14 protein-coding genes are annotated in these 18,196 nt (G+C 67.4%); 5 read left to right on the top strand and 9 right to left on the bottom strand.

The window, feature by feature from the left end; genetic code table 11:
- Positions 1-2: 2 nt before the first annotated feature.
- From BLQ10_RS12490 to BLQ10_RS12460, 7 genes are all read right to left on the bottom strand, one after another.
- Positions 3-1,130 (bottom strand): Gfo/Idh/MocA family protein, encoded by a 1,128-nt coding sequence (locus BLQ10_RS12490; RefSeq protein WP_091562419.1) that lies wholly within the window; start codon positions 1,128-1,130, stop codon positions 3-5.
- Complete coding sequence (locus BLQ10_RS12485; RefSeq protein WP_091562416.1) at positions 1,127-1,882, bottom strand: sugar phosphate isomerase/epimerase family protein; 756 nt, start codon at positions 1,880-1,882, stop codon at positions 1,127-1,129. Before BLQ10_RS12485 ends, BLQ10_RS12490 begins: the two co-directional genes overlap by 4 nt.
- Positions 1,883-1,963: 81 nt before the next feature.
- Positions 1,964-2,851 (bottom strand): carbohydrate ABC transporter permease, encoded by an 888-nt coding sequence (locus tag BLQ10_RS12480; protein ID WP_091562414.1) that lies wholly within the window; start codon positions 2,849-2,851, stop codon positions 1,964-1,966.
- Entirely contained in the window at positions 2,851-3,810 is a 960-nt protein-coding gene (locus BLQ10_RS12475; protein ID WP_091562413.1) for a carbohydrate ABC transporter permease, read from the bottom strand. Before BLQ10_RS12475 ends, BLQ10_RS12480 begins: the two co-directional genes overlap by 1 nt.
- A gap of 12 nt (positions 3,811-3,822) precedes the next feature.
- Entirely contained in the window at positions 3,823-5,148 is a 1,326-nt protein-coding gene (locus BLQ10_RS12470) for an ABC transporter substrate-binding protein (protein WP_175558597.1), read from the bottom strand.
- 118 nt (positions 5,149-5,266) lie between these two features.
- Complete coding sequence (locus tag BLQ10_RS12465) at positions 5,267-6,094, bottom strand: hypothetical protein (RefSeq protein ID WP_091562411.1); 828 nt, start codon at positions 6,092-6,094, stop codon at positions 5,267-5,269.
- On the bottom strand, positions 6,091-7,200 hold the full coding sequence (locus tag BLQ10_RS12460) for a Gfo/Idh/MocA family protein (protein WP_175558596.1): 1,110 nt from the start codon (positions 7,198-7,200) through the stop codon (positions 6,091-6,093). The genes BLQ10_RS12465 and BLQ10_RS12460 overlap by 4 nt, the downstream gene beginning before the upstream one ends.
- A gap of 178 nt (positions 7,201-7,378) precedes the next feature.
- Between BLQ10_RS12460 and BLQ10_RS12455 the strand changes: the two genes are divergently transcribed.
- A complete protein-coding gene (locus tag BLQ10_RS12455; RefSeq protein ID WP_091562408.1) occupies positions 7,379-8,590 on the top strand; it encodes an ROK family transcriptional regulator in 1,212 nt (403 codons plus the stop codon).
- Between the two features lie 137 nt (positions 8,591-8,727).
- A complete protein-coding gene (locus BLQ10_RS12450; protein ID WP_091562406.1) occupies positions 8,728-9,915 on the top strand; it encodes an MFS transporter in 1,188 nt (395 codons plus the stop codon).
- Between the two features lie 216 nt (positions 9,916-10,131).
- On the opposite strand, the gene aceB is transcribed toward BLQ10_RS12450, so the two are convergent.
- A complete protein-coding gene (gene aceB / locus BLQ10_RS12445; RefSeq protein ID WP_091562403.1) occupies positions 10,132-11,796 on the bottom strand; it encodes a malate synthase A in 1,665 nt (554 codons plus the stop codon).
- Positions 11,797-11,998: 202 nt separating this feature from the next.
- Positions 11,999-13,330 carry an isocitrate lyase gene (gene aceA, locus BLQ10_RS12440; RefSeq protein ID WP_091562401.1) on the bottom strand — a complete coding sequence of 444 codons (1,332 nt, stop codon included), beginning with the start codon at positions 13,328-13,330 and terminating at the stop codon, positions 11,999-12,001.
- Positions 13,331-13,470: 140 nt separating this feature from the next.
- Between aceA and BLQ10_RS12435 the strand changes: the two genes are divergently transcribed.
- The 3 genes from BLQ10_RS12435 (at position 13,471) to BLQ10_RS12425 (ending at position 18,191) form a co-directional block, all read left to right on the top strand.
- On the top strand, positions 13,471-14,982 hold the full coding sequence (locus tag BLQ10_RS12435) for a helix-turn-helix transcriptional regulator (RefSeq protein WP_091562398.1): 1,512 nt from the start codon (positions 13,471-13,473) through the stop codon (positions 14,980-14,982).
- A gap of 78 nt (positions 14,983-15,060) precedes the next feature.
- Complete coding sequence (locus BLQ10_RS12430) at positions 15,061-16,809, top strand: pyruvate dehydrogenase (protein ID WP_091562396.1); 1,749 nt, start codon at positions 15,061-15,063, stop codon at positions 16,807-16,809.
- A 116-nt stretch (positions 16,810-16,925) separates the two neighbouring features.
- A complete protein-coding gene (locus tag BLQ10_RS12425; RefSeq protein WP_091562394.1) occupies positions 16,926-18,191 on the top strand; it encodes a serpin family protein in 1,266 nt (421 codons plus the stop codon).
- Positions 18,192-18,196 lie beyond the last annotated feature (5 nt).

The raw sequence follows: 18,196 nt of genomic DNA, 5'->3' as shown, positions 1-18,196 counted from the left end.
TCCTAGAGTGTGGACGCGGTGGGGTCCCAGTCCTCGGGGAGGGCGGGGGAGGCGGGGGCGGAGCTTTCGACATTGACAAAGGTGCCTGATTCCACGGATTCGGAGATTGAGACCATGGTGTCCAGCACGTGGTAGGCGAGGTTGCCGGTGGCGCGGTGCGGGATGCCGGCCCGGATGGAGCGGGCCATGTCCAGCACGCCCATGCCGCGGCCCTGGCTGGGGCCGGTGGCGGGAACGTTGGTCCAGTCCTCGTCGCCCGCGCGCCAAAGCTTGACGTCGCCGGTGAAATAGTTTGGATCCGGCAGCGAAATGGTTGCTTCCGTGCCCGTGATCTCCACAAAGCCCATCCGCTGCCGCGGCGACTCGAACGAAAAGACGCTGTGGGATGACGCGCCACCTTCGAACTGTGCCATCGCGGACACGTGGGTGGGGACGTCCACGATGAACTCCTCGCCCAGCTTGGGGCCGGAGCCGATCACCCGGACTTCCTTGGCCTTGGAGCCGATGGCCGCGACCCGGCGCACGGACCCGAACGTCTGCACCAGCGCGGTGAGGTAGTACGGGCCCATGTCGAACAGGGGCCCGGCGCCGTACTGGAACAGGAACGCCGGGTTCGGGTGCCAGGATTCCGGCCCCGGCGTCTGGAACGTGGTCATGGCCGTCAGCGGTGTGCCGATGTCGCCGCGTTCGATAATTCGCCGCGCGGTCTGCAGTCCGGCGCCGAGGAACGTGTCCGGGGCGCAGCCGAGCCGGAGCCCGGCGGCGTCGGCCGTTTTCAGCAGTCCGAGGCCGGATTCGCGGTCCAGCGAGAACGGCTTTTCCGTCCAGACGTGCTTGCCGGCATTGACGGCGGCCGTGGCCACTTCGACGTGGGCGGCAGGGATGGTCAGGTTCACGATGATCTCGACGTCGGGGTGGTTCAGGGCGGCGTCCACGCCGCCGGACTCGGGGATCCCATATTCTTTGGCGCGCGCCGCGGCGGCGTCCTCGAAGAGGTCGGCGATGACGTGGACCTTCAGGTCGGGGAAGACCGTCAGGTTGTCCAAGTACTGCTTACTGATGTTGCCGGCGCCAATGACCGCTACGCCCACCGGGCCGCGCCCGGTTGCCTGATTCGGTGCGGCGCTCATGCGTTCACGCCCTGCGCGCCGGCGGAACCGCTCTGCAGGTAATCGAGGCTCTGGGCGATGCCGTCGAAGATGTCGCCGGAGTAGTCGTCGAATTCCACGACGCCGACTTCGAGGGACTGTGCCGCGTTGATGACATCCCATACGGCGATCTTGCCCTGGCCGGCCGGCAGCTGCGCCTTGGTGTCCGTGGTGAGGGGGCCGTCCTTGATGTGGATAAACTTGACGCGGTCGCCGAGGCGTTTCAGCAGCTGGGCCGGGTCCTGGCCGCCGACGGCGGCCCAGTAGGTGTCCACTTCCAGGACGAGTTCCGGGTCCAGGAGCCCGGCGAAGTACTCCAGAGCGGTCTGGCCCTCGATGCTGGACTCCAGCTCCCAGGCGTGGTTGTGGTAGCCGACGCGGATGCCGTACTCGGCGCCCTTCTTGGCGGCGGCGTTGAGCTTCGCTGCGGTGGTCTGGATGTCCTCGGCGGACTGCCAGTGCTCGGCCGGGAGGTACGGATCGATCACTGTGCTGATGCCCAGTTCCTTGGCCGCGGTGAAGATCTCGTCCTGGTCTTGGCTCAGCAACGGGGCGTGCCCGGACGGGGCGGTCAGGCCGTTTTCCTTCAGGGCCGCGCCGAGCTCAGTGGCCGTCGCCACGAAGTTGTAGGGCTCAACCTGGGTGAAGCCGAGCTCGGCGACCTTCTTGATGGTGCGGGGCAGGTCTTCCTGCAGGGCGTTGCGGAGGGTGTACAGCTGAATTGAATACGACATGGGATTCCTTTGCGGGAGTTGGTTTCGAAGATGTGGGGGACGGGGGCGGGCCGGCCGGCGTCGGGGTTGTGGGTTGGGTGCCTAGCGGCCGGCGAGGGATCCGCCGATACCGCCAACGCTGAAGTACTTGTTGAGGGCGGCGAAGACGATGATGGGCGGGAGCATCATGACCACGGCCAGGGCCATGACGGATGTCCAGTCCGTTTGATTCTGCTGGAAGAAGGACTGCACGCCCATGGGCAGCGTGAAGATTTCTGTGGAGCGGAGGAACACAATGGCCACCAGGTAGTCGTTCCAGGCCAGCAGGAAGGCGAAGATGGCGGTGGAGAGGACGCCCGGGAGGGAGTTGCGCAGCACCACCTTGGTGAAGCTGCCGAAGACGGAGCAACCATCGATCCAAGAGGCTTCTTCCAGGCTGATGGGGATGGAGTCGAAGTAGGCGGCCATCATCCAGGTGGCCACGGTCATGGTCGAGCCGACGTAGATGATGGTCAGGCCCATCAGGTTGTCCACGAGGCCCATGCCGGCGAAGAGGATGAACAGGGGCACCACCGAGGTGATGATGGGCAGCGACTGCATGACGAACAAGAGCAGGGAATAGCCGGAGACTGCTTTGCTGCGGCCGCGGGAGAGGACGTAACCTGCCGGTGCGGCGACGGCCACCGCGACGGTCACAGTGGACAGCGTGGTGATGAGGCTGTTCTGCAGCCAGGTCGAGGCGAGTGTCTCGGAGAAGACGGAGCCGAAGTTTTCCAGCGTGAAGCCAGTGGCTGTGCTGGTGGGACCGGGCGTGACGGCGAGCACCACGGTGACCATGATGGGGACGAGCACGACGGCGGTGATGGCGAGGATCAGGGCGAATCGCCACCAGCGGCCGCGCAGGCCCGCGTCGGACAGGGCACGGTTGGGCTTGCCGGTGACTCCGAGTACGGGGCCGGACTGGGGGTGGGCGTGAACTACTGCGCTCATTATTCGACGCTCGACTTTCGGATCTGGCGGTACAGGATGACAGACACCACCACGAGGGTAATGGTCATGAGGAAGGCGATCGCGACGCCCGGTCCGGTCTGGAAGTCCTGGAAGACGGTCCGGTAGGCCAGCACCACGAGGGAGGTCGTGGCATCCACGGGTCCGCCGCCGGTGAGCAGGTAGATGGTGGGGAAGTCGTTGACGCAGAAGATCGTCATGAGGATCCAGCTGATGTAAGTGGAGCGGGCGATCAGCGGCAGCGTGAGCTGGCTGAACTGCTGCCAGCGGCTCGCACCGTCCATGCTGGCGGCTTCATAGACGGTTGTGTCCACGGACGCCAGGGCCGCCGAGGTCATCATCATCATGAACGGGAAGCTGATCCAGACCTTGAACACCATGACCGTGATGGCCGCGAGGGTCGGGTCGGCCAGGAAGAGCGGCGTGCCCAGTCCGAGGTTCCGGAAGATGCTCGGGATGAGGCTGTCCGGGGTGCCGACCAGCCAGTTCCAAGCGGTGGAGGACACCACGACTGGCACCACCCAAGGCAACAGCAGGAGAACCTTGAAGAGGCCGCCGGCCGGGATCTTGGTCCGCAGCAGCAGGGCCAGGCCCAGCCCGAGGAGCCAGGAACCGAAGACCCCCACGATCGTAAACAGCAGCGTGAAGCGGGCCGCCTTCCAGAATGCCTCGGAGGACAGGACGTTGGCGAAGTTTTCCAGGCCGACGAACTCGCCGGTGTCGAGGAGGGACCCGTCATGCGTGGCCTGCACGCCGGCGTACACGAGGGGGTAGCCGTGGATCAGGACGAGCAGTACGACCGAGGGCAGCAGCAGCCAGAAAAAGGTCTTGCGGGTCTGCGAGCTGAGTTTGCTCTTGCGGTTGGCGGGCTTGCCCGACCCGCCGGGGGCGACGCCCCGGCGGGCCCGGCTCAGGCCGGTCTGGGCTGTGGTCAATGCCATCGAAGGGTCCGCTTACTTCTTCAGGACGGATTGCAGTCCGGACTGGAACGTCTGAAGCGCGGACTTGGCGTCGGTCTTGCCCGTGAGGATCGTCTGCGTGAACTGGTTGAGGGCCTGGCCGCCGTCGAGCACGGCAAGGTTGGCATTAAGAGTGTTGCCCTGTGAGGCGAACGTCTTGGCGATGGGCTGCCAGTCGTTGACGATCTTGACGTTGTTGGGGTCGCTGGCAAACTCGGGAAGTTCAGTGATCGATTTGAAGACAGGCAGCGCAGACATCAGCTTCTGACGCCACAGTTCCTTCAGTTGCCCCAGGTAGGCGACCAGGAAGGCTTCGGACGATGCCTGCGACGGCGTGTTCGTGTACATCATGATGTTGTTGGGGAAGACAATTGTGGCTTTGTCCCCGTGCGGGCCTGTGATGGGGTCCGCAACAAGGAGGTCTCCCGAGGTGTCGCCCACGCGCTGCGGAACGTTGACCTGGAACAGGCCGAAGCCTGCCTTCTTGTCCTTCCACTGGGCGGACATGTTGTCGGTGGTGTAGCTGACTGCGGCGGGGTCCACGATGCCGTTGGAGACGAGTTCCAAGATGAACTCGATGGCCTCGACGTTGCGGTCGTTCATGACGTCCAGCTCGCCGTCCTTCGTAAACACGCCGCCGCCGTTGTTCACCATCATCATGATCATGGAGTGGTTGCCGTAGTTGTTGCCTGCACCGGACCCGGTGGTGAAGCCGAAGGCGCCGACCTTCTTCAGTGCCTTGCCCGCCTCCAGCAGGGTCGGCCAGTCGGTGGGGAGGGCCACTCCGGCCTTCTCGAAGAGCGACTTCCGGTACCAGAACACTCGCATGTCCAGCTGCCACGGCACGGCCACGTAGCCCTTGTCCGACTTGAATGGGTCCAGGACGCCTGGCAGGAAGTCGTCGTACATGCCGTTCTTCTTCAGGTCGTCTACTACTTTGTCCGCGTAGGCGATCTGGCCCTGCTGCGCGAACTGGAAGGCCTGGAAGCCGCCGCCGGTGGACACTGCCGGTCCGGTTTTGGAGGCGATGGCCGAGGAGAACGTCTGGTAGAAGTTGTTCCACTGGATGGTCTGGTAGCTGGCCTTGAGGTTGCCCGAGGCCGGCGCGTAGCCCTCTGCGATCTTCTTGGCGGCGTCGTTGTAGGCCGGCGTGGCCCACGGCATATCCCAGAACTTGATGACGCCGCTGCCGCCCCCGGACTGGGATGCGGAGCCGCCGCCGCACGCTGCGAGGAGCGGGGCACTGGCCGCAGCTGCGGCAAAGCCCAGGAATCCCCGGCGGGAGAAAGCGGTGGAGGTAACAGAGGACTTGATCGTCACGATGATTTCCTTTCATGACCGGCCCGCGACGTCGCGGGCCGGTCTTCTCGACAGTGAGTTGATGCGGAAGGTGTTGCTGGCCGTGCAGTGAGCTAGTGCAGTTAGTTAGTGCAGTTAGTTAGTGCGGCGGTGCGGGTTCGTCGTGGAGCTGCCCGACGAGTGCGGTCAGGGCGGCGAACCGTTCCAGATCGGCCGCCGGGACGCCGGAGTCGACGGCGGTGCGGAGCCGCCTCCAGCTGTGCCGGTGGGCCGATTCGTAGAGGGTGGGGAACGTGGCGGCCCCGGCGGACGTGACGGACCGGACCTCTGCCGGCCAGCCTGCGGAGGCGTCGGGCAGGGTGATGTCCGCCCGCCCGGAGGAGGTCAGGACGGAAACGGTGGCCGTGGCAGGGACCGAGGACGTGGTGATCCCCTGCAGGGCCGCCGGTGCGCCGCCCGGGAGGCTGCCGATCACGGTGTAGCCGTTGGCGTTGCGCTGGATGACCCGCAGGCCGGTCAGTTCGACACCGCAGGCCAGGACCGCTGCAAGATGCCGCGTGAGCAGCACCTCCGTGTCGATCCCGGGGGCGCCCCAGGCCACGGAGTCCAGCAGCACGGCGTCCGCCAGTGCGTCCGCGATGGCGTTCCGGGCCGCGCCAGCGGACTCCGCGAGGGCGGGGTTGCCGGCCCACGCCTGGTCAAGGACCACCGCGGTGCCGGCGTCGGCTGCCACCGCGGCCAGTGCCGCGGGGTCTTCGGCTACTGGATCAACGACGACGACGCCGCGGGCACCTGCGCGGACCGCCTCCGTTGCGCTGGCGGTCCAGCCGGCCGTGCCGGCGAGTGCGACGACGTCGGGCTGGCTGCCTGCCGGGGCGAAGGAAACGGGGAGGGAAGCGACGACGGCGCCGACGGCTCCCGCCTGTTCGGCGTCGGGGCCGGACTGGACCAAGAGCGGCGTTGTCATGCGCGGGCCTCCTCGTAGGCGGCGCCGGCATCGACGCAAGCGGCAGCGGCGTCGGCGATCGCGAGGGCGAATTCCAGATCGTGGATGAGCGTCTCCGGGTGCGGGGCCGTTCCGGTGCCGCGGGCGAGCTCGGCGAGTTTGCGCCATTCACCCTCGTAACCGTTGTGGCCGAAGGGGCCGAGGACGGTGGTGCTGGCAGCGGTCCGGATCCGGGCCGTCGCCGATCCCGCGTGAACGTAGGAAGGGGTGAAGTCGATGGACAGGGACGCGTCGTCGCCGATGGCCTCGAAGGTCCAGGACGGCTCCCAGGTTCCGTTCATGGCGGCGCGGAGTTCGATGGCCACGCTTCCCGCCCGCAGGGAGATGACATAGCCGAACGGCAGGACGGTCTGGGCGTGCAGGACCTCGACGGCCCGGAAGTCCGGGGCAAACCTGCGGACCAGGGGGAGGTCGTGGATGGCCAGGCCAATGACGCCGCCGGTCAGCTTGGCTTTCTCTGCGGCATCAGCGGCCGCGCCGCTCGCGGCCGCGTTGGCGCCAGCGGTCGCGGCTGCCGGCGGGGGAGTGCGGCCCACGATCTCTGTCGCAAAGTCCTCAAAACGGGGGTTGGGCGGCAGGACGATCGAGGACCGGATGGTGTGGACCTGGTCCGGCAGGCCGCCCCAGGCGGATTCCGCGGCCAGCCAGCCCGGGTCGAAGGTGTGCATGGCGCCGACCACGATCGGCACTCCGGTTTCGGCGGATATGGCGGCGATGGCCGCGGCTTCCTCGCCGTTCATGGCGAAGGGCTTTTCGCACAGGACTGCCTTCTTGCCGGCGCGGCAGGCAGCGATCACCTGGACGGCGTGGAACTGGTGCGGGCTGCAGATGGCGACGATCTCAACCGCCGGATCAGCCAGCAGCTCTTCCACGCTGGTACTGAAGCGTGCCCCGACCCGTGCCGCCACGGATTCGGCGACCGCAGGGTCGACGTCCATGATGTGGCGGACTTCCAGGATGTCCCGCAACCTTGCGAGGGACGGCAAATGGATCGCCTGCGTGACGGGGCCGGCCCCCAGGATCCCCACGCCTAGCGGCGCCGGTGCCGCATGTTCTTGGCTCGACAAGTTCCATACCCTTCGTAGTACCTGCGCCGTCCGCCGGCAGCGAGGCTGCCTGGGTTGGTGATCTGGCTCACAGCCAAAGCTAGAGATACTTTTGTCGAGCGTCAAGCAAAAGTTGAAAACTACGTGTCAATCTTTTCTCGGCGTGACATGCAGAAGATCTTCGTGCTATTCCTTACTCATGAGCACGCCCACCGGTACCGACCCCGCAGCCTCCGAGTCCGGCGGCAGCCTGTCCCGCGCCGGCGACCTCTTCCAGCTCCTGCGCGACGGCAAGGCCCGGACCCGCGCGGAACTGGCCCTGACCACCGGGCTGGCTCGCTCCACTGTCGCTTCCCGCATCGACGCGCTGATGGTCTCCGGGCTCGTCGGCCCCGCGGGGGAGGCGAGCTCCAGCGGCGGCAGGCCGCCGTCGCGCTTTGCCTTCAACCCGGCCGCCCGCGTAGTCCTGGCGGTGGATGTCGGAGCCACGCACGTGATCATCGCCGTCACAGACCTCAGTGGGAAGGTGCTCGCGGAGCGCCGGCTGACGCAGGATGTCGCCGACGGCCCGGTGGTTGTCCTGGACCGTGTGATCGATGAAGGCCTGCGGCTGCTCGGCGAGGCCGGCCGGGGCGTCGGGGATCTGGCCGGCGCCGGGATCGGGCTCCCCGGGCCTGTGGAACACGCCACGGGCATGCCGGTGAAGCCGCCGATCATGCCCGGCTGGGACGGGTTCGACGTCGTCCGTCACGTCCAGCGGTCGCTCCCTGTTCCGGTCCTGGTGGACAACGACGTGAACATCATGGCCCTTGGCGAGCGCACAGCGCACTGGCCCGAGGACGAAAACTTCCTGTTCATAAAGGTGGCCACCGGCATCGGGGCGGGCATCATCAGCAGCGGCCAGCTCCAGCGCGGGGCCAACGGAACCGCAGGCGACCTCGGGCACGTCCGGGTTCCGCGCGGCGATGACGTGCTGTGCCGGTGCGGCAACTATGGGTGCCTCGAAGCCCTGGCCTCCGGACCGGCCGTCGCCAGGGCGCTGACGCAGCAGGGCCTGCCGGCGCACGACGGCGGCGATGTGCTGCGCCTCGTCGCTGAAGGGAACCTGCAGGCCATCCAGGCGTTGCGGCAGGCCGGCAGAGACCTCGGCGATGTCCTCTCCACGGTGGTGAACCTGCTGAACCCTTCGGTGATTGTGATCGGCGGAAGCCTCGGCCAGGCCGGGGAACACCTCATGGCCGGTGTCCGCGAGGTGGTCTACCGGCGCTCGCTGCCCCTGGCCACGACGCACCTGCGGATCGGCCTGTCCCGGGCCGGGGACCAGGCCGCCATCCTCGGCGCCAGCCAGATGGTCACGCAGCACGTGCTCTCGCCCGCCGTCATTGAGGCAACCCTGCAGGCCACGGGTTAAGGGTGTCCCGGGCAGTGGTGCCTCCGGAAGCGGTGCCTCCGGCAACGTCACATACCGCAGGTGCGGCAGGGGCCCGTGATAGCAATGGGACTGATGAAATCACATTTCTGCCCGCCCGCCGCGCAACGGCCCACCCCATGAACAACCTGGCCCGGGCGCCGCGCGGCTGGCTCCTCATGCTCGCGATCGGGCTCATCGCGCTGAACATGCGCGGCCCGTTGGTGGCCGTGGCCCCGGTGATCGCGCAGCTGGAGGACGATCTCGGCTTCACCCCGGTGGAATTGGGATTCCTGACCGGGATCCCGGTCCTGTGCTTTGCCCTGGCCGCGCCGCTGGCCTCGCTGGCCGGGCGCAAGCTGGGCCCCGAGTTCGCCATCACCCTCACCCTGCTCGGTGTGCTCTTCGGCGTCGTGGTCCGCTCGGCAGGCGGGGGCGCCCTGGTCATGCTGGGCACGGTGATCCTCGGCGTCGCCATCACGATCGGCAACATCGTTGTCCCGCTGATCATCCGGCGTGACTTCACCCCCGCCCGGCAGGGCGCGGCGATGGGCACGTACACCGCGGCGTTGAATATCGGCTCGTTCCTGACCTCGATGGTGTCGGCGCCGCTGGCTGAGCTGCTGGGCTGGCGGCCCGCGATTGCCGCGAGTGGCCTCTTCGCGGTGGCGGCCGGCGCCGTCTGGGTGATCGCCGTCGGCCGGCAGGCCTTCATTCCTGCTCCCGTCCCCGCCTCGCACCCGGGCCGTCCGGGAGGCAAGCTCACGTCCCGGTGGATCACGGCAGCCCTGACCTTCGGGTTCGCCGGGCAGGCGTTCTCCTACTACGGGGTGACCGCCTGGCTGCCGAGCCTGCTGGCGGACGAACTCGGCATGGCGCCCGCCGCCGCCGGGGCAGGGTCCTCGCTCTTCCAGATCCTGGCCATTGTGGGCGGACTGGGCGTTCCGCTGGCGGCCCGTTTCGCCAGCACGACGGCGGTGGGCCTCACCCTGGGACTGCTGTGGCTCACGGTACCCCTGGGCCTGCTGCTCGCGCCGGAACTGTGGTGGCTGTGGTGTTCCTTCGGAGGTGTGGCCCAGGGCGGCGGCATCACGCTGATCTTCCTGGCCATTATCCGGCTGGCACGGGACCAGGCCTCGGCGGCCCGGATGTCCGCCGTCGTCCAGGGGACGGGGTACTCGTTCGGGGCAGTCGCGCCGACCCTGCTGGGCTACGTCCACGGGGTTACCGGCGCCTGGACCGGACCGCTGCTGATGATCCTGTGCTCCGTGGCCGCGTTCATCCTGGGCACCGCGCTGTCCCTGCGCCGCGTGCCGAAGCCGCACTAGGCTCGTCCCGCTCGCGCCCGGCTGCGTGCCCGCTGGGCCCGCGCCCGGCTGTGCCTGCGCCGGGACCACAGCTAAGGCCCATGTTTGCGGAACATGGGCCTTAGCTGTCAACTCGACGCCGTTGTCGAACTGCAGGGTGTTCCGTTGCTGGGCCGCCACCCGGATTTCGGGCTGCCTGTTGCGAAGGGCGGGCAAGCCCAGCGGACGGAATTCTTGTTACGCCGGGATCAGGGCGGCCTTCCCGCGGCCGGGGTCGGCGCCGTCGCGGGCTTCATGCAGGAAGCGGTCGTAGGCCGGCAGCGTCAGGAACGCCGGGAACTCGCTGCTGAGGGTGACTTCCTCGAAGATGTCCCGCGCATCGGCGAAACGGTCCCCCTCGAAGCGCTCCAGCTTGGCGAACTCCTCGTCCAGCATGTCCTCCACCCACTCCCGGGTGACCACATCGCCGTGGTCAGTGATGGCCCGGGAGAAGATCCACTGCCACAGCTGCGAGCGGGAGATTTCCGCGGTGGCGGCGTCCTCCATCAGGTTGTGGATGGCCACCGCGCCGTTGCCGCGCAGCCACGACTCGATGTAGCGGATCCCCACTTCGATGTTGTTCCGGATGCCGCGTTCGGTGATGGTTCCGGTGGTCGCGGAGATGTCGATCAGGGCGCGGTCGTCCGCGGTGACGTCCTCGCGGAGGCGTTCGAGCTGGTTCGGACGGTCGCCGAGGACGCCGTCGAACACCTCGCGGCAGACCGGCACCAGGTCCGGGTGCGCCACCCACGAGCCGTCGAAGCCGTCGCCGGCCTCACGGGTCTTGTCCGCGCGGACCTTCTCGAAGGCGATCGCGTTGGCGGCGGCGTCCTTGCGGTTGGGGACAGCCGCGGCCATGCCGCCGATCGCCATGGCGCCGCGCTTGTGGCAGGCCCGGACGAGCTGTTCGGTGTAGGCGCGCATGAAGGGCTGGGTCATGGTGACCTGGCCGCGGTCCGGCAGCACGAAGCGGGGGCCGCGGGTGCGGAAGTTCTTGATCAGGGAGAAGATGTAGTCCCAGCGGCCGGCGTTCAGGCCCGCGGCGTGGTCCCGCAGTTCGTAGAGGATCTCCTCCATCTCAAACGCCGCGGTGATGGTCTCGATCAGCACGGTGGCGCGGATGGTGCCCTGCGGGATGCCCAGCAGGTCCTGGGCCAGGATGAAGATGTCGTTCCAGAGCCGGGCCTCGAGGTGGCTCTCGATCTTGGGCAGGTAGAAGTACGGCCCCTTGCCCTGGGCGATCAGGCGGCGGGCGTTGTGGAAGAAGTACAGCCCGAAGTCCACGATCCCGCCGGCGACCGGTTCGCCGTCGATGAGCATGTGCTTTTCCGGCAGGTGCCAGCCGCGGGGCCGGACCACGACCGTGGGCAGCTCCCCCGCCGGGCGCAGCTTGTATTCTTTGCCCTCGGGTGAGGTGAAGTCGATCCGGCGTTCCAGCGCATCCGTCAGGTTCAGCTGGCCCTGGATCACGTTGCGCCAGGACGGGGTGGAGGAGTCCTCCATGTCCGCGAGCCACACCTTGGCGCCGGAGTTCAGCGCGTTGATGGTCATCTTCTTATCCACCGGCCCGGTGATCTCCACGCGGCGGTCCTCCAGGCCCGGGGCCGGGGGAGCGACGCGCCAGTTCGGGTCATTGCGGACGGCCTCGGTCTCGCGCAGGAACCGCGGGTCCTGGCCTTTGGAGATCTGGTGGCGGCGTTCCTGCCGTGCCTGCAGCAGCTCCTGCCGGCGACCGGCCGTGGCCCGGTGCAGCTTGGCCACAAAGGCCAAGGCGTCCGGCGTAAGGACCTCGCTCTGCCGGCAAATCGGCTGCGCGGTCAGCGTGATCCCGTTGATGGTGAAGTTGTCAGTGAAGCTGTTCATTTCAAATCTCCTTAGAGAAGAAGGAAGTTCGACGGCGACTGGCGACATACGCACCAGGCGTCGGGCCGTGTGCTCCGGAAGCGTGCGTAAAAGGGGCCCCATTGCCGCCCCGCTGAGTCGAAACGGAGCAGAGGCGGCAATGGGGAATAGCACGCGGAGGAGTGCGCGGTCCGCCGCCGGACGCAAGCGACGCCGTCGGGGATTAGTGGAACTGGCCTTCTTCGGTGGATCCCACCAGGGCCAGGGTGGATGCGTTCGGGTTGAGCGCGGTGGCGATGTCGTCGAAGTAGCCGGTGCCGACTTCGCGCTGGTGCTTGGTGGCGGTGTAGCCGCGGGACTCGGAGGCGAATTCCTTCTCCTGCAGCTCGACGTACGCGCTCATGCCTTCCCGGGCGTAACCGTGGGCGAGGTCGAACATCGAGTAGTTGAGGGCGTGGAAGCCGGCCAGGGTGATGAACTGGAAGGTGAAGCCCATGGCGCCGAGTTCGCGCTGGAACTTCGCGATCGTGGCGTCATCGAGGTGCTTGCGCCAGTTGAACGACGGCGAGCAGTTGTAGGCGAGCATCTGGTCCGGGAACTCGGCCTTGACGGACTCGGCGAACTTTCGGGCCAGCTCCAGGTCCGGGGTGCCGGTCTCCATCCAGATGAGGTCGGAGTACGGGGCGTAGGCCTTGGCGCGGGCGATGCAGGGTTCGATCCCGTTGCGGACCTTGTAGAAGCCCTCCGGGGTCCGGACGGGCTGTCCGCCTTCGCGGAGGATGAACTCCTGGTCGCGCTCGTCGACGTCGGAGGTGATCAGGGTGGCTGCCTCGGCGTCGGTGCGGGCGATGATGACCGATGGCGTGCCGGCGACGTCGGCGGCGAGGCGGGCGGCGTTCAGGGTCCGGACGTGCTGCTGGGTGGGGATCAGGACCTTGCCGCCGAGGTGGCCGCACTTCTTTTCCGAGGCGAGCTGGTCTTCCCAGTGCACGCCCGCCGCGCCGGCCTGGATCATCGACTTCATGAGCTCGTAGGCGTTGAGCGGGCCGCCGAAGCCGGCCTCGGCGTCGGCCACGATCGGGACCATCCAGTCTTCGACCGTCCGGATGCCCTCGGAGAACTCGATCTGGTCCGCGCGGAGCAGGGCGTTGTTGATGCGCCGGACCACCGTGGGGACCGAGTTGGCGGGGTAGAGCGACTGGTCCGGGTAGGTGTGGCCGGAGTTGTTGGCGTCCGCTGCGACCTGCCAGCCGGAGAGGTAGATGGCGCGGAGCCCGGCCTTGACCTGCTGCACGGCCTGGTTGCCGGTCAGGGCGCCCAGGGCGTTGGTGTACTTGCCTGCCGTGTGCTCCTCGGTGAGCTGCTTCCACAGCTTCTCGGAGCCGCGGCGGGCCAGCGTGTGTTCTTCGGAGACCCGGCCGCGGAGGCGGACGACGTCCGTTGCCTTGTAGTCACGGGTCACACCTTCCCAGCGGGGGTTGGCGGCCCACTCGAGCTCCAGTGCGGCGGCCTGCTGCTCGGGCGTCTGCTGGGTGGGCTCAAATGCTGCAGTCATCTTTGTCTCCTTGGTGGGTCCGGGTCGGCCAGTCTGCGTCTCTGCGGATCCTGGCTGGTTGTTCCGGATGGTGAATCTTGCCGTGAGATCTACTTTTCTTCACTTTCCGAGGGGTTTCTAGATCAAAACTCTGGAAAGAAATGCACTTCTTCGCATATTCTCAAGAAATGCACGCAACCAGCTGGAACCGCCAAGCTCTTTCTCCCTCCGCGCCCGCAGCGCCGGAGGTGGACGTCATCAGCCTGGGCCGCCGCGTCCGCCATTTGCGCAAGGCGGCCGGGCTCACACTCGATGACCTGAGCGCAGCCGTCGGGGCCGCCCCCAGCCAGCTGAGCCTGATTGAAAACGGCAAGCGCGAGCCCAAGCTCGGCCTGCTTCAGCAGCTCGCCGCGGCCCTCGGGGTCAGCATTGATGAGCTCCTCGGCGCCGAGCCGCCTAACCGCCGCGCGGCGTTGGAAATCGAACTGGAACGCTACCAGCGCAGCCCCATCTACGAGTCCCTCAATCTGCCGAAAATCCGCATCAGCTCGCGGCTTCCCATGGATGTACTGGAGTCCATGGTGGGGCTGCAGCACGAGCTCGAACGCCGGCTCAACGAGCAGGTGGCGACGCCGGAAGAGGCCCGCCGCGCTAACGGTGAACTGCGGGCGATGATGCGGGAGCGGAACAACTACTTCCCGGAGTATGAGGCCGAGGCGCAGAAGGTCCTGGCCTCGGTGGGCCACACGAGCGGTCCGTTGTCCCATCACGTCATTGCGGACATCGCCGGGCACCTCGGTTTCAGCCTCCACCATGTAGGGGATTTACCGCATTCCACCCGGTCCGTGACGGATCTTAAGAACCGCAGAATTTACCTGACGCAGAACCAGCGCAGCGATCACGACCCCCGTTCGGTGCTCTTGCAGGCGCTGGGCCACTACGTCCTGGGCCACCAGACGCCGTCGAACTACGGCGACTTCCTGATGCAGCGCGTGGCCACCAACTACTTCGCCGCCGCGCTCCTGCTGCCCGAGCAGGCGACCGTGGAATTCCTGCAGCGGGCCAAGCAGGCGAAGGAAATCGCCGTCGAGGACATCCGGGACGCCTTCGCCGTGTCCTACGAGACCGCCGCGCACCGGTTCACCAACCTCGCCACCCAGCACCTGGACATCCGGACGCACTTCCAGAAGACGCACAAGAGCGGCATCATCTACAAGGCCTACGAGAACGACGGCGTGACGTTCCCTCAGGACCACACCGGCGCCATCGAGGGCCAGTTCTCGTGCCGGAACTGGACCTCCCGGGTGGTGTTCGACGTCCCGGACAAGTTCAGCGCGTACAACCAGTACACCGACACCCCGGCAGGGACCTACTGGTGCACGGCCCGGACGGAACGCTCCGCGAACGGGGAGTTCTCGCTCTCCGTGGGTGTCCCGTATGCGCAGGTGAAGTGGTTCCGCGGCCGCGACACCACGGAGCGGTCCAAGTCCACCTGCCCCGACGAAAGCTGCTGCCGCCGCCCGCCGGCGTCGCTGACCGCCGAATGGGCCGGCAACGCGTGGCCCTCGGCCCGGGCCCACTCCCACCTGCTGGCAGCGATGCCGCCCGGCGCCTTCCCGGGCGTGGACGAGACCGAGGTCTACACCTTCCTGCAGGCGCACTCGGGGAGCTAAGGCTCAGGTTCCGCGCGGGAGGAGAGACTATATTGGCCTGTGTCAGCTCATCGATCCACCTCGCGGGAGCGTGCACCCATGGCCAAGGAACTTGCCACCCAGCTCATCGAACAACTCCAGGCTGCCGGCGTGCAGCGGATCTACGGGATTGTGGGGGACAGCCTCAACCCGATCGTCGACGCCGTCCGCAAGACCGGCGGCTCGCAGCAGGGCGGCATTGACTGGATCCATGTCCGGCATGAGGAGGCGGCCGCCTTCGCCGCGGCGGCGGAAGCCCAGCTGACCGGCCGCCTCGCTGTGTGCGCCGGCTCCTGCGGGCCCGGCAACCTGCACCTGATCAACGGACTCTACGACGCCAACCGCTCCGGGGCACCGGTGCTGGCCATCGCCTCGCACATCCCGAGCAAACAGATTGGCAGCAGCTTCTTCCAGGAAACCCATCCGGACCGGCTCTTCAACGAATGCTCCGTCTACTCCGAGCTGGTCAGCACCGCGGAGCAGGCACCCCGCGTCATGCACAGCGCCATCCAGCACGCCGTCGGGCTCCGGGGCGTCGCCGTCGTGACCCTGCCGGGCGATATCGCCGGCCTCGAGGCGACGGCGGAAACGCCGGCCCCGGCGACATTCCGGCCGGCGACGCTGACGCCGGACCCCGCCAGCGTGCGGGAACTGGCCGACGCCATCAACGCCGCCGAGAAGGTCGCGATCTTTGCCGGCGCCGGCGTGCAGGGCGCACACGACGAGGTGATTGCCCTCGCCGAACTGCTCGCGGCGCCGATCGGCCACAGCCTCCGCGGCAAGGACTTCATGCAGTACGACAACCCCTACGACATCGGCATGACGGGCCTGCTGGGCTACGGTGCCGCGGCCGAGGGCATCCAGGACGCGGACCTGCTGATCCTGCTGGGCACAGACTTCCCGTACGACCAGTTCCTCCCCGGAACCCGGACGGCGCAGGTGGACCGGGCCGCGCACAAACTGGGGAGGCGGACCGACGTCGACGTCGCCGTTCACGGGGACGTGCTCCCCACCCTGGCCGCGCTGATGCCGCGGCTGCAGCCGAAGAAGAGCCGCCGCTTCCTCAACCAGATGCTCAAGAAGCACGACCGTCTCATGAACAAGGCGGTGGGGGCCTACACCCGGAACGTCGGGAAGAAACAGCCGATCCACCCGGAGTACGCGGCCTCGCTGCTTGACCAGGTGGCGGCCGAGGACGCCATCTTCACGGCGGACACCGGCATGTGCAACGTCTGGACCGCCCGGTACATCAACCCGCTGGGCACCCGCCGGCTGATCGGCTCCTACCTGCACGGGTCCATGGCCAACGCCCTGCCGCACGCGATCGGCGCCCAACTGGCCTACCCCGGCCGGCAGGTGGTCTCGGTCTCGGGCGACGGCGGCCTGTCCATGCTGCTGGGCGAGCTCATCACGGTCGCGGCGCACCGGCTGCCAGTGAACGTGGTGGTCTTCAACAACTCCACGCTGGGCATGGTGAAACTCGAGATGCTGGTGGACGGGCTCCCAGACTTCGGCGTCGACGTCCCGGACGCCAACTACGCGGACGTTGCCCGGGCCCTGGGCTTCCACGCCGTCCGCGTCACCGACCCGTCCCGCATCGAGGCCGCGTACCGGGAGGCCTTCGCCCACCCCGGCCCGTCGCTCGTGGAGCTCATCACGGACCCCAAGGCGCTCTCCCTCCCGCCCAAGATCAAGGGCGCGCAGGTCCTGGGCTTCGCCACGGCCATGTCCAAGGTGGTCCTCAACCGGGGCGCCGGCGAGGCCGTCAGCATGGCCCGCAGCAACCTGCGCAACATCCCGCGGCGCTGAGGCCCTCCGAGTTCGCCGGAAGCTCCCCAGCTCGCCGGAAGTTTCCGGCGAGCTGGGGGCTTTCCGGCGAACTGCGCACCAATGAGACGACGGGAGTGGCAATGAAGAATCACCGGATGACGAGAATTGTGGCGGCGGGGACCATCGTGGCGCTCACGGCGTGTTCGCCCCCGGTGCCCGGACTCTTGAAGGCCGACGGCGTTGAGCGGGTTACGGTGGACCGCGCCGTGTACGCCGCCGAACTTCAGGCATTCCGGGCATCCGCCCTGACGTTGGGAGTCGCGCTGCTGGCCGACGGCGGTGACGGCTCCAACGGAAACGTGGTTTCCTCCCCGGGAAGCCTGCTGATCGCGCTCGCAATGCTCCGCTCCGGTGCGTCCGGGGATACCGCGGCGGAGCTGGATGGCGTTCTTGGACTCCCCGTGGCGCACCGTGACGAGGCCATGAATGCGCTGCTGTCCTCACTCGACGAGTTCGACGGCGACCCCGGTTCGGTTGACGAGAAGAACCCGCCACGGAAACCAGTCATGCACGCGGCGAACGGGCTGTTTGTGGACCGGAACGTAGCTACCGGGGAGGCGTACCTGCAAACCCTCGCCCGGCACTATGGCACCGGCGTGTACCCCGTGGACTTCCGGGATGAGCACACCACCAAACCGGCCCTGGATGCGTGGGTGGACAAGAACACAGGAGGGCGGATCAAGGCTGCGCCGACTACGTACGATTCTGAGACCACGTTCAGCCTCCTCAACGCGCTCTACTTCGCTGCTGCCTGGCGCTCGCCGTTCGACCCGAATGACACTTCGGACCTGCCGTTCACCACCGCTGAGGGCCGGGAAATTGAGGCTCCCGCCATGCATAACGAACTCGACATGAAATACGCGGAGGGCCGCGGTTGGCGCGGGGTCGACCTTCCGTACGCCGAGGGCTTCGTCATGCGGCTGATCCTGCCTGATGCCGTTTCCGGTTCCCGGCCCGCCGACGCCGCCCTGAACGCGGCTCAACTTATGGAAGTCGCGGAAGCTTTCGCCACGGCACCGCTGGAGACCGTCCAGATCCAGCTGCCCCGCTGGGACCACACCTGCAGTTTTGAGCTGCGCAGGGTCTTCGGCGCCCTGGGGCTGCAGAAGACCCTAACCACTACCGCGGACTTCGACGCCATCCAGCGCAGGCTCACCCTCACCCAGGCGGCCCAAGCAGCCAACATCACCGTGGCCGAAAAGGGGACCGTGGCCGCAGCCGTCACCCAAATCGAGGGGGCTGTGACCGGTGTCCCGCAGCCGCAGCGCACCATCGACTTCGACCGGCCGTTCCATTACCAGATCGTGCACGTTGAGACTGGGCTGCCGCTCTTCATGGGGAAGGTCTCGGACCCGCGCTGACGGGT

This window comes from Arthrobacter sp. ok362 (assembly GCF_900102785.1).
Classification (GTDB): Bacteria; Actinomycetota; Actinomycetes; order Actinomycetales; family Micrococcaceae; genus Arthrobacter.
This window is presented reverse-complemented; position numbering and strand designations above follow the sequence as displayed.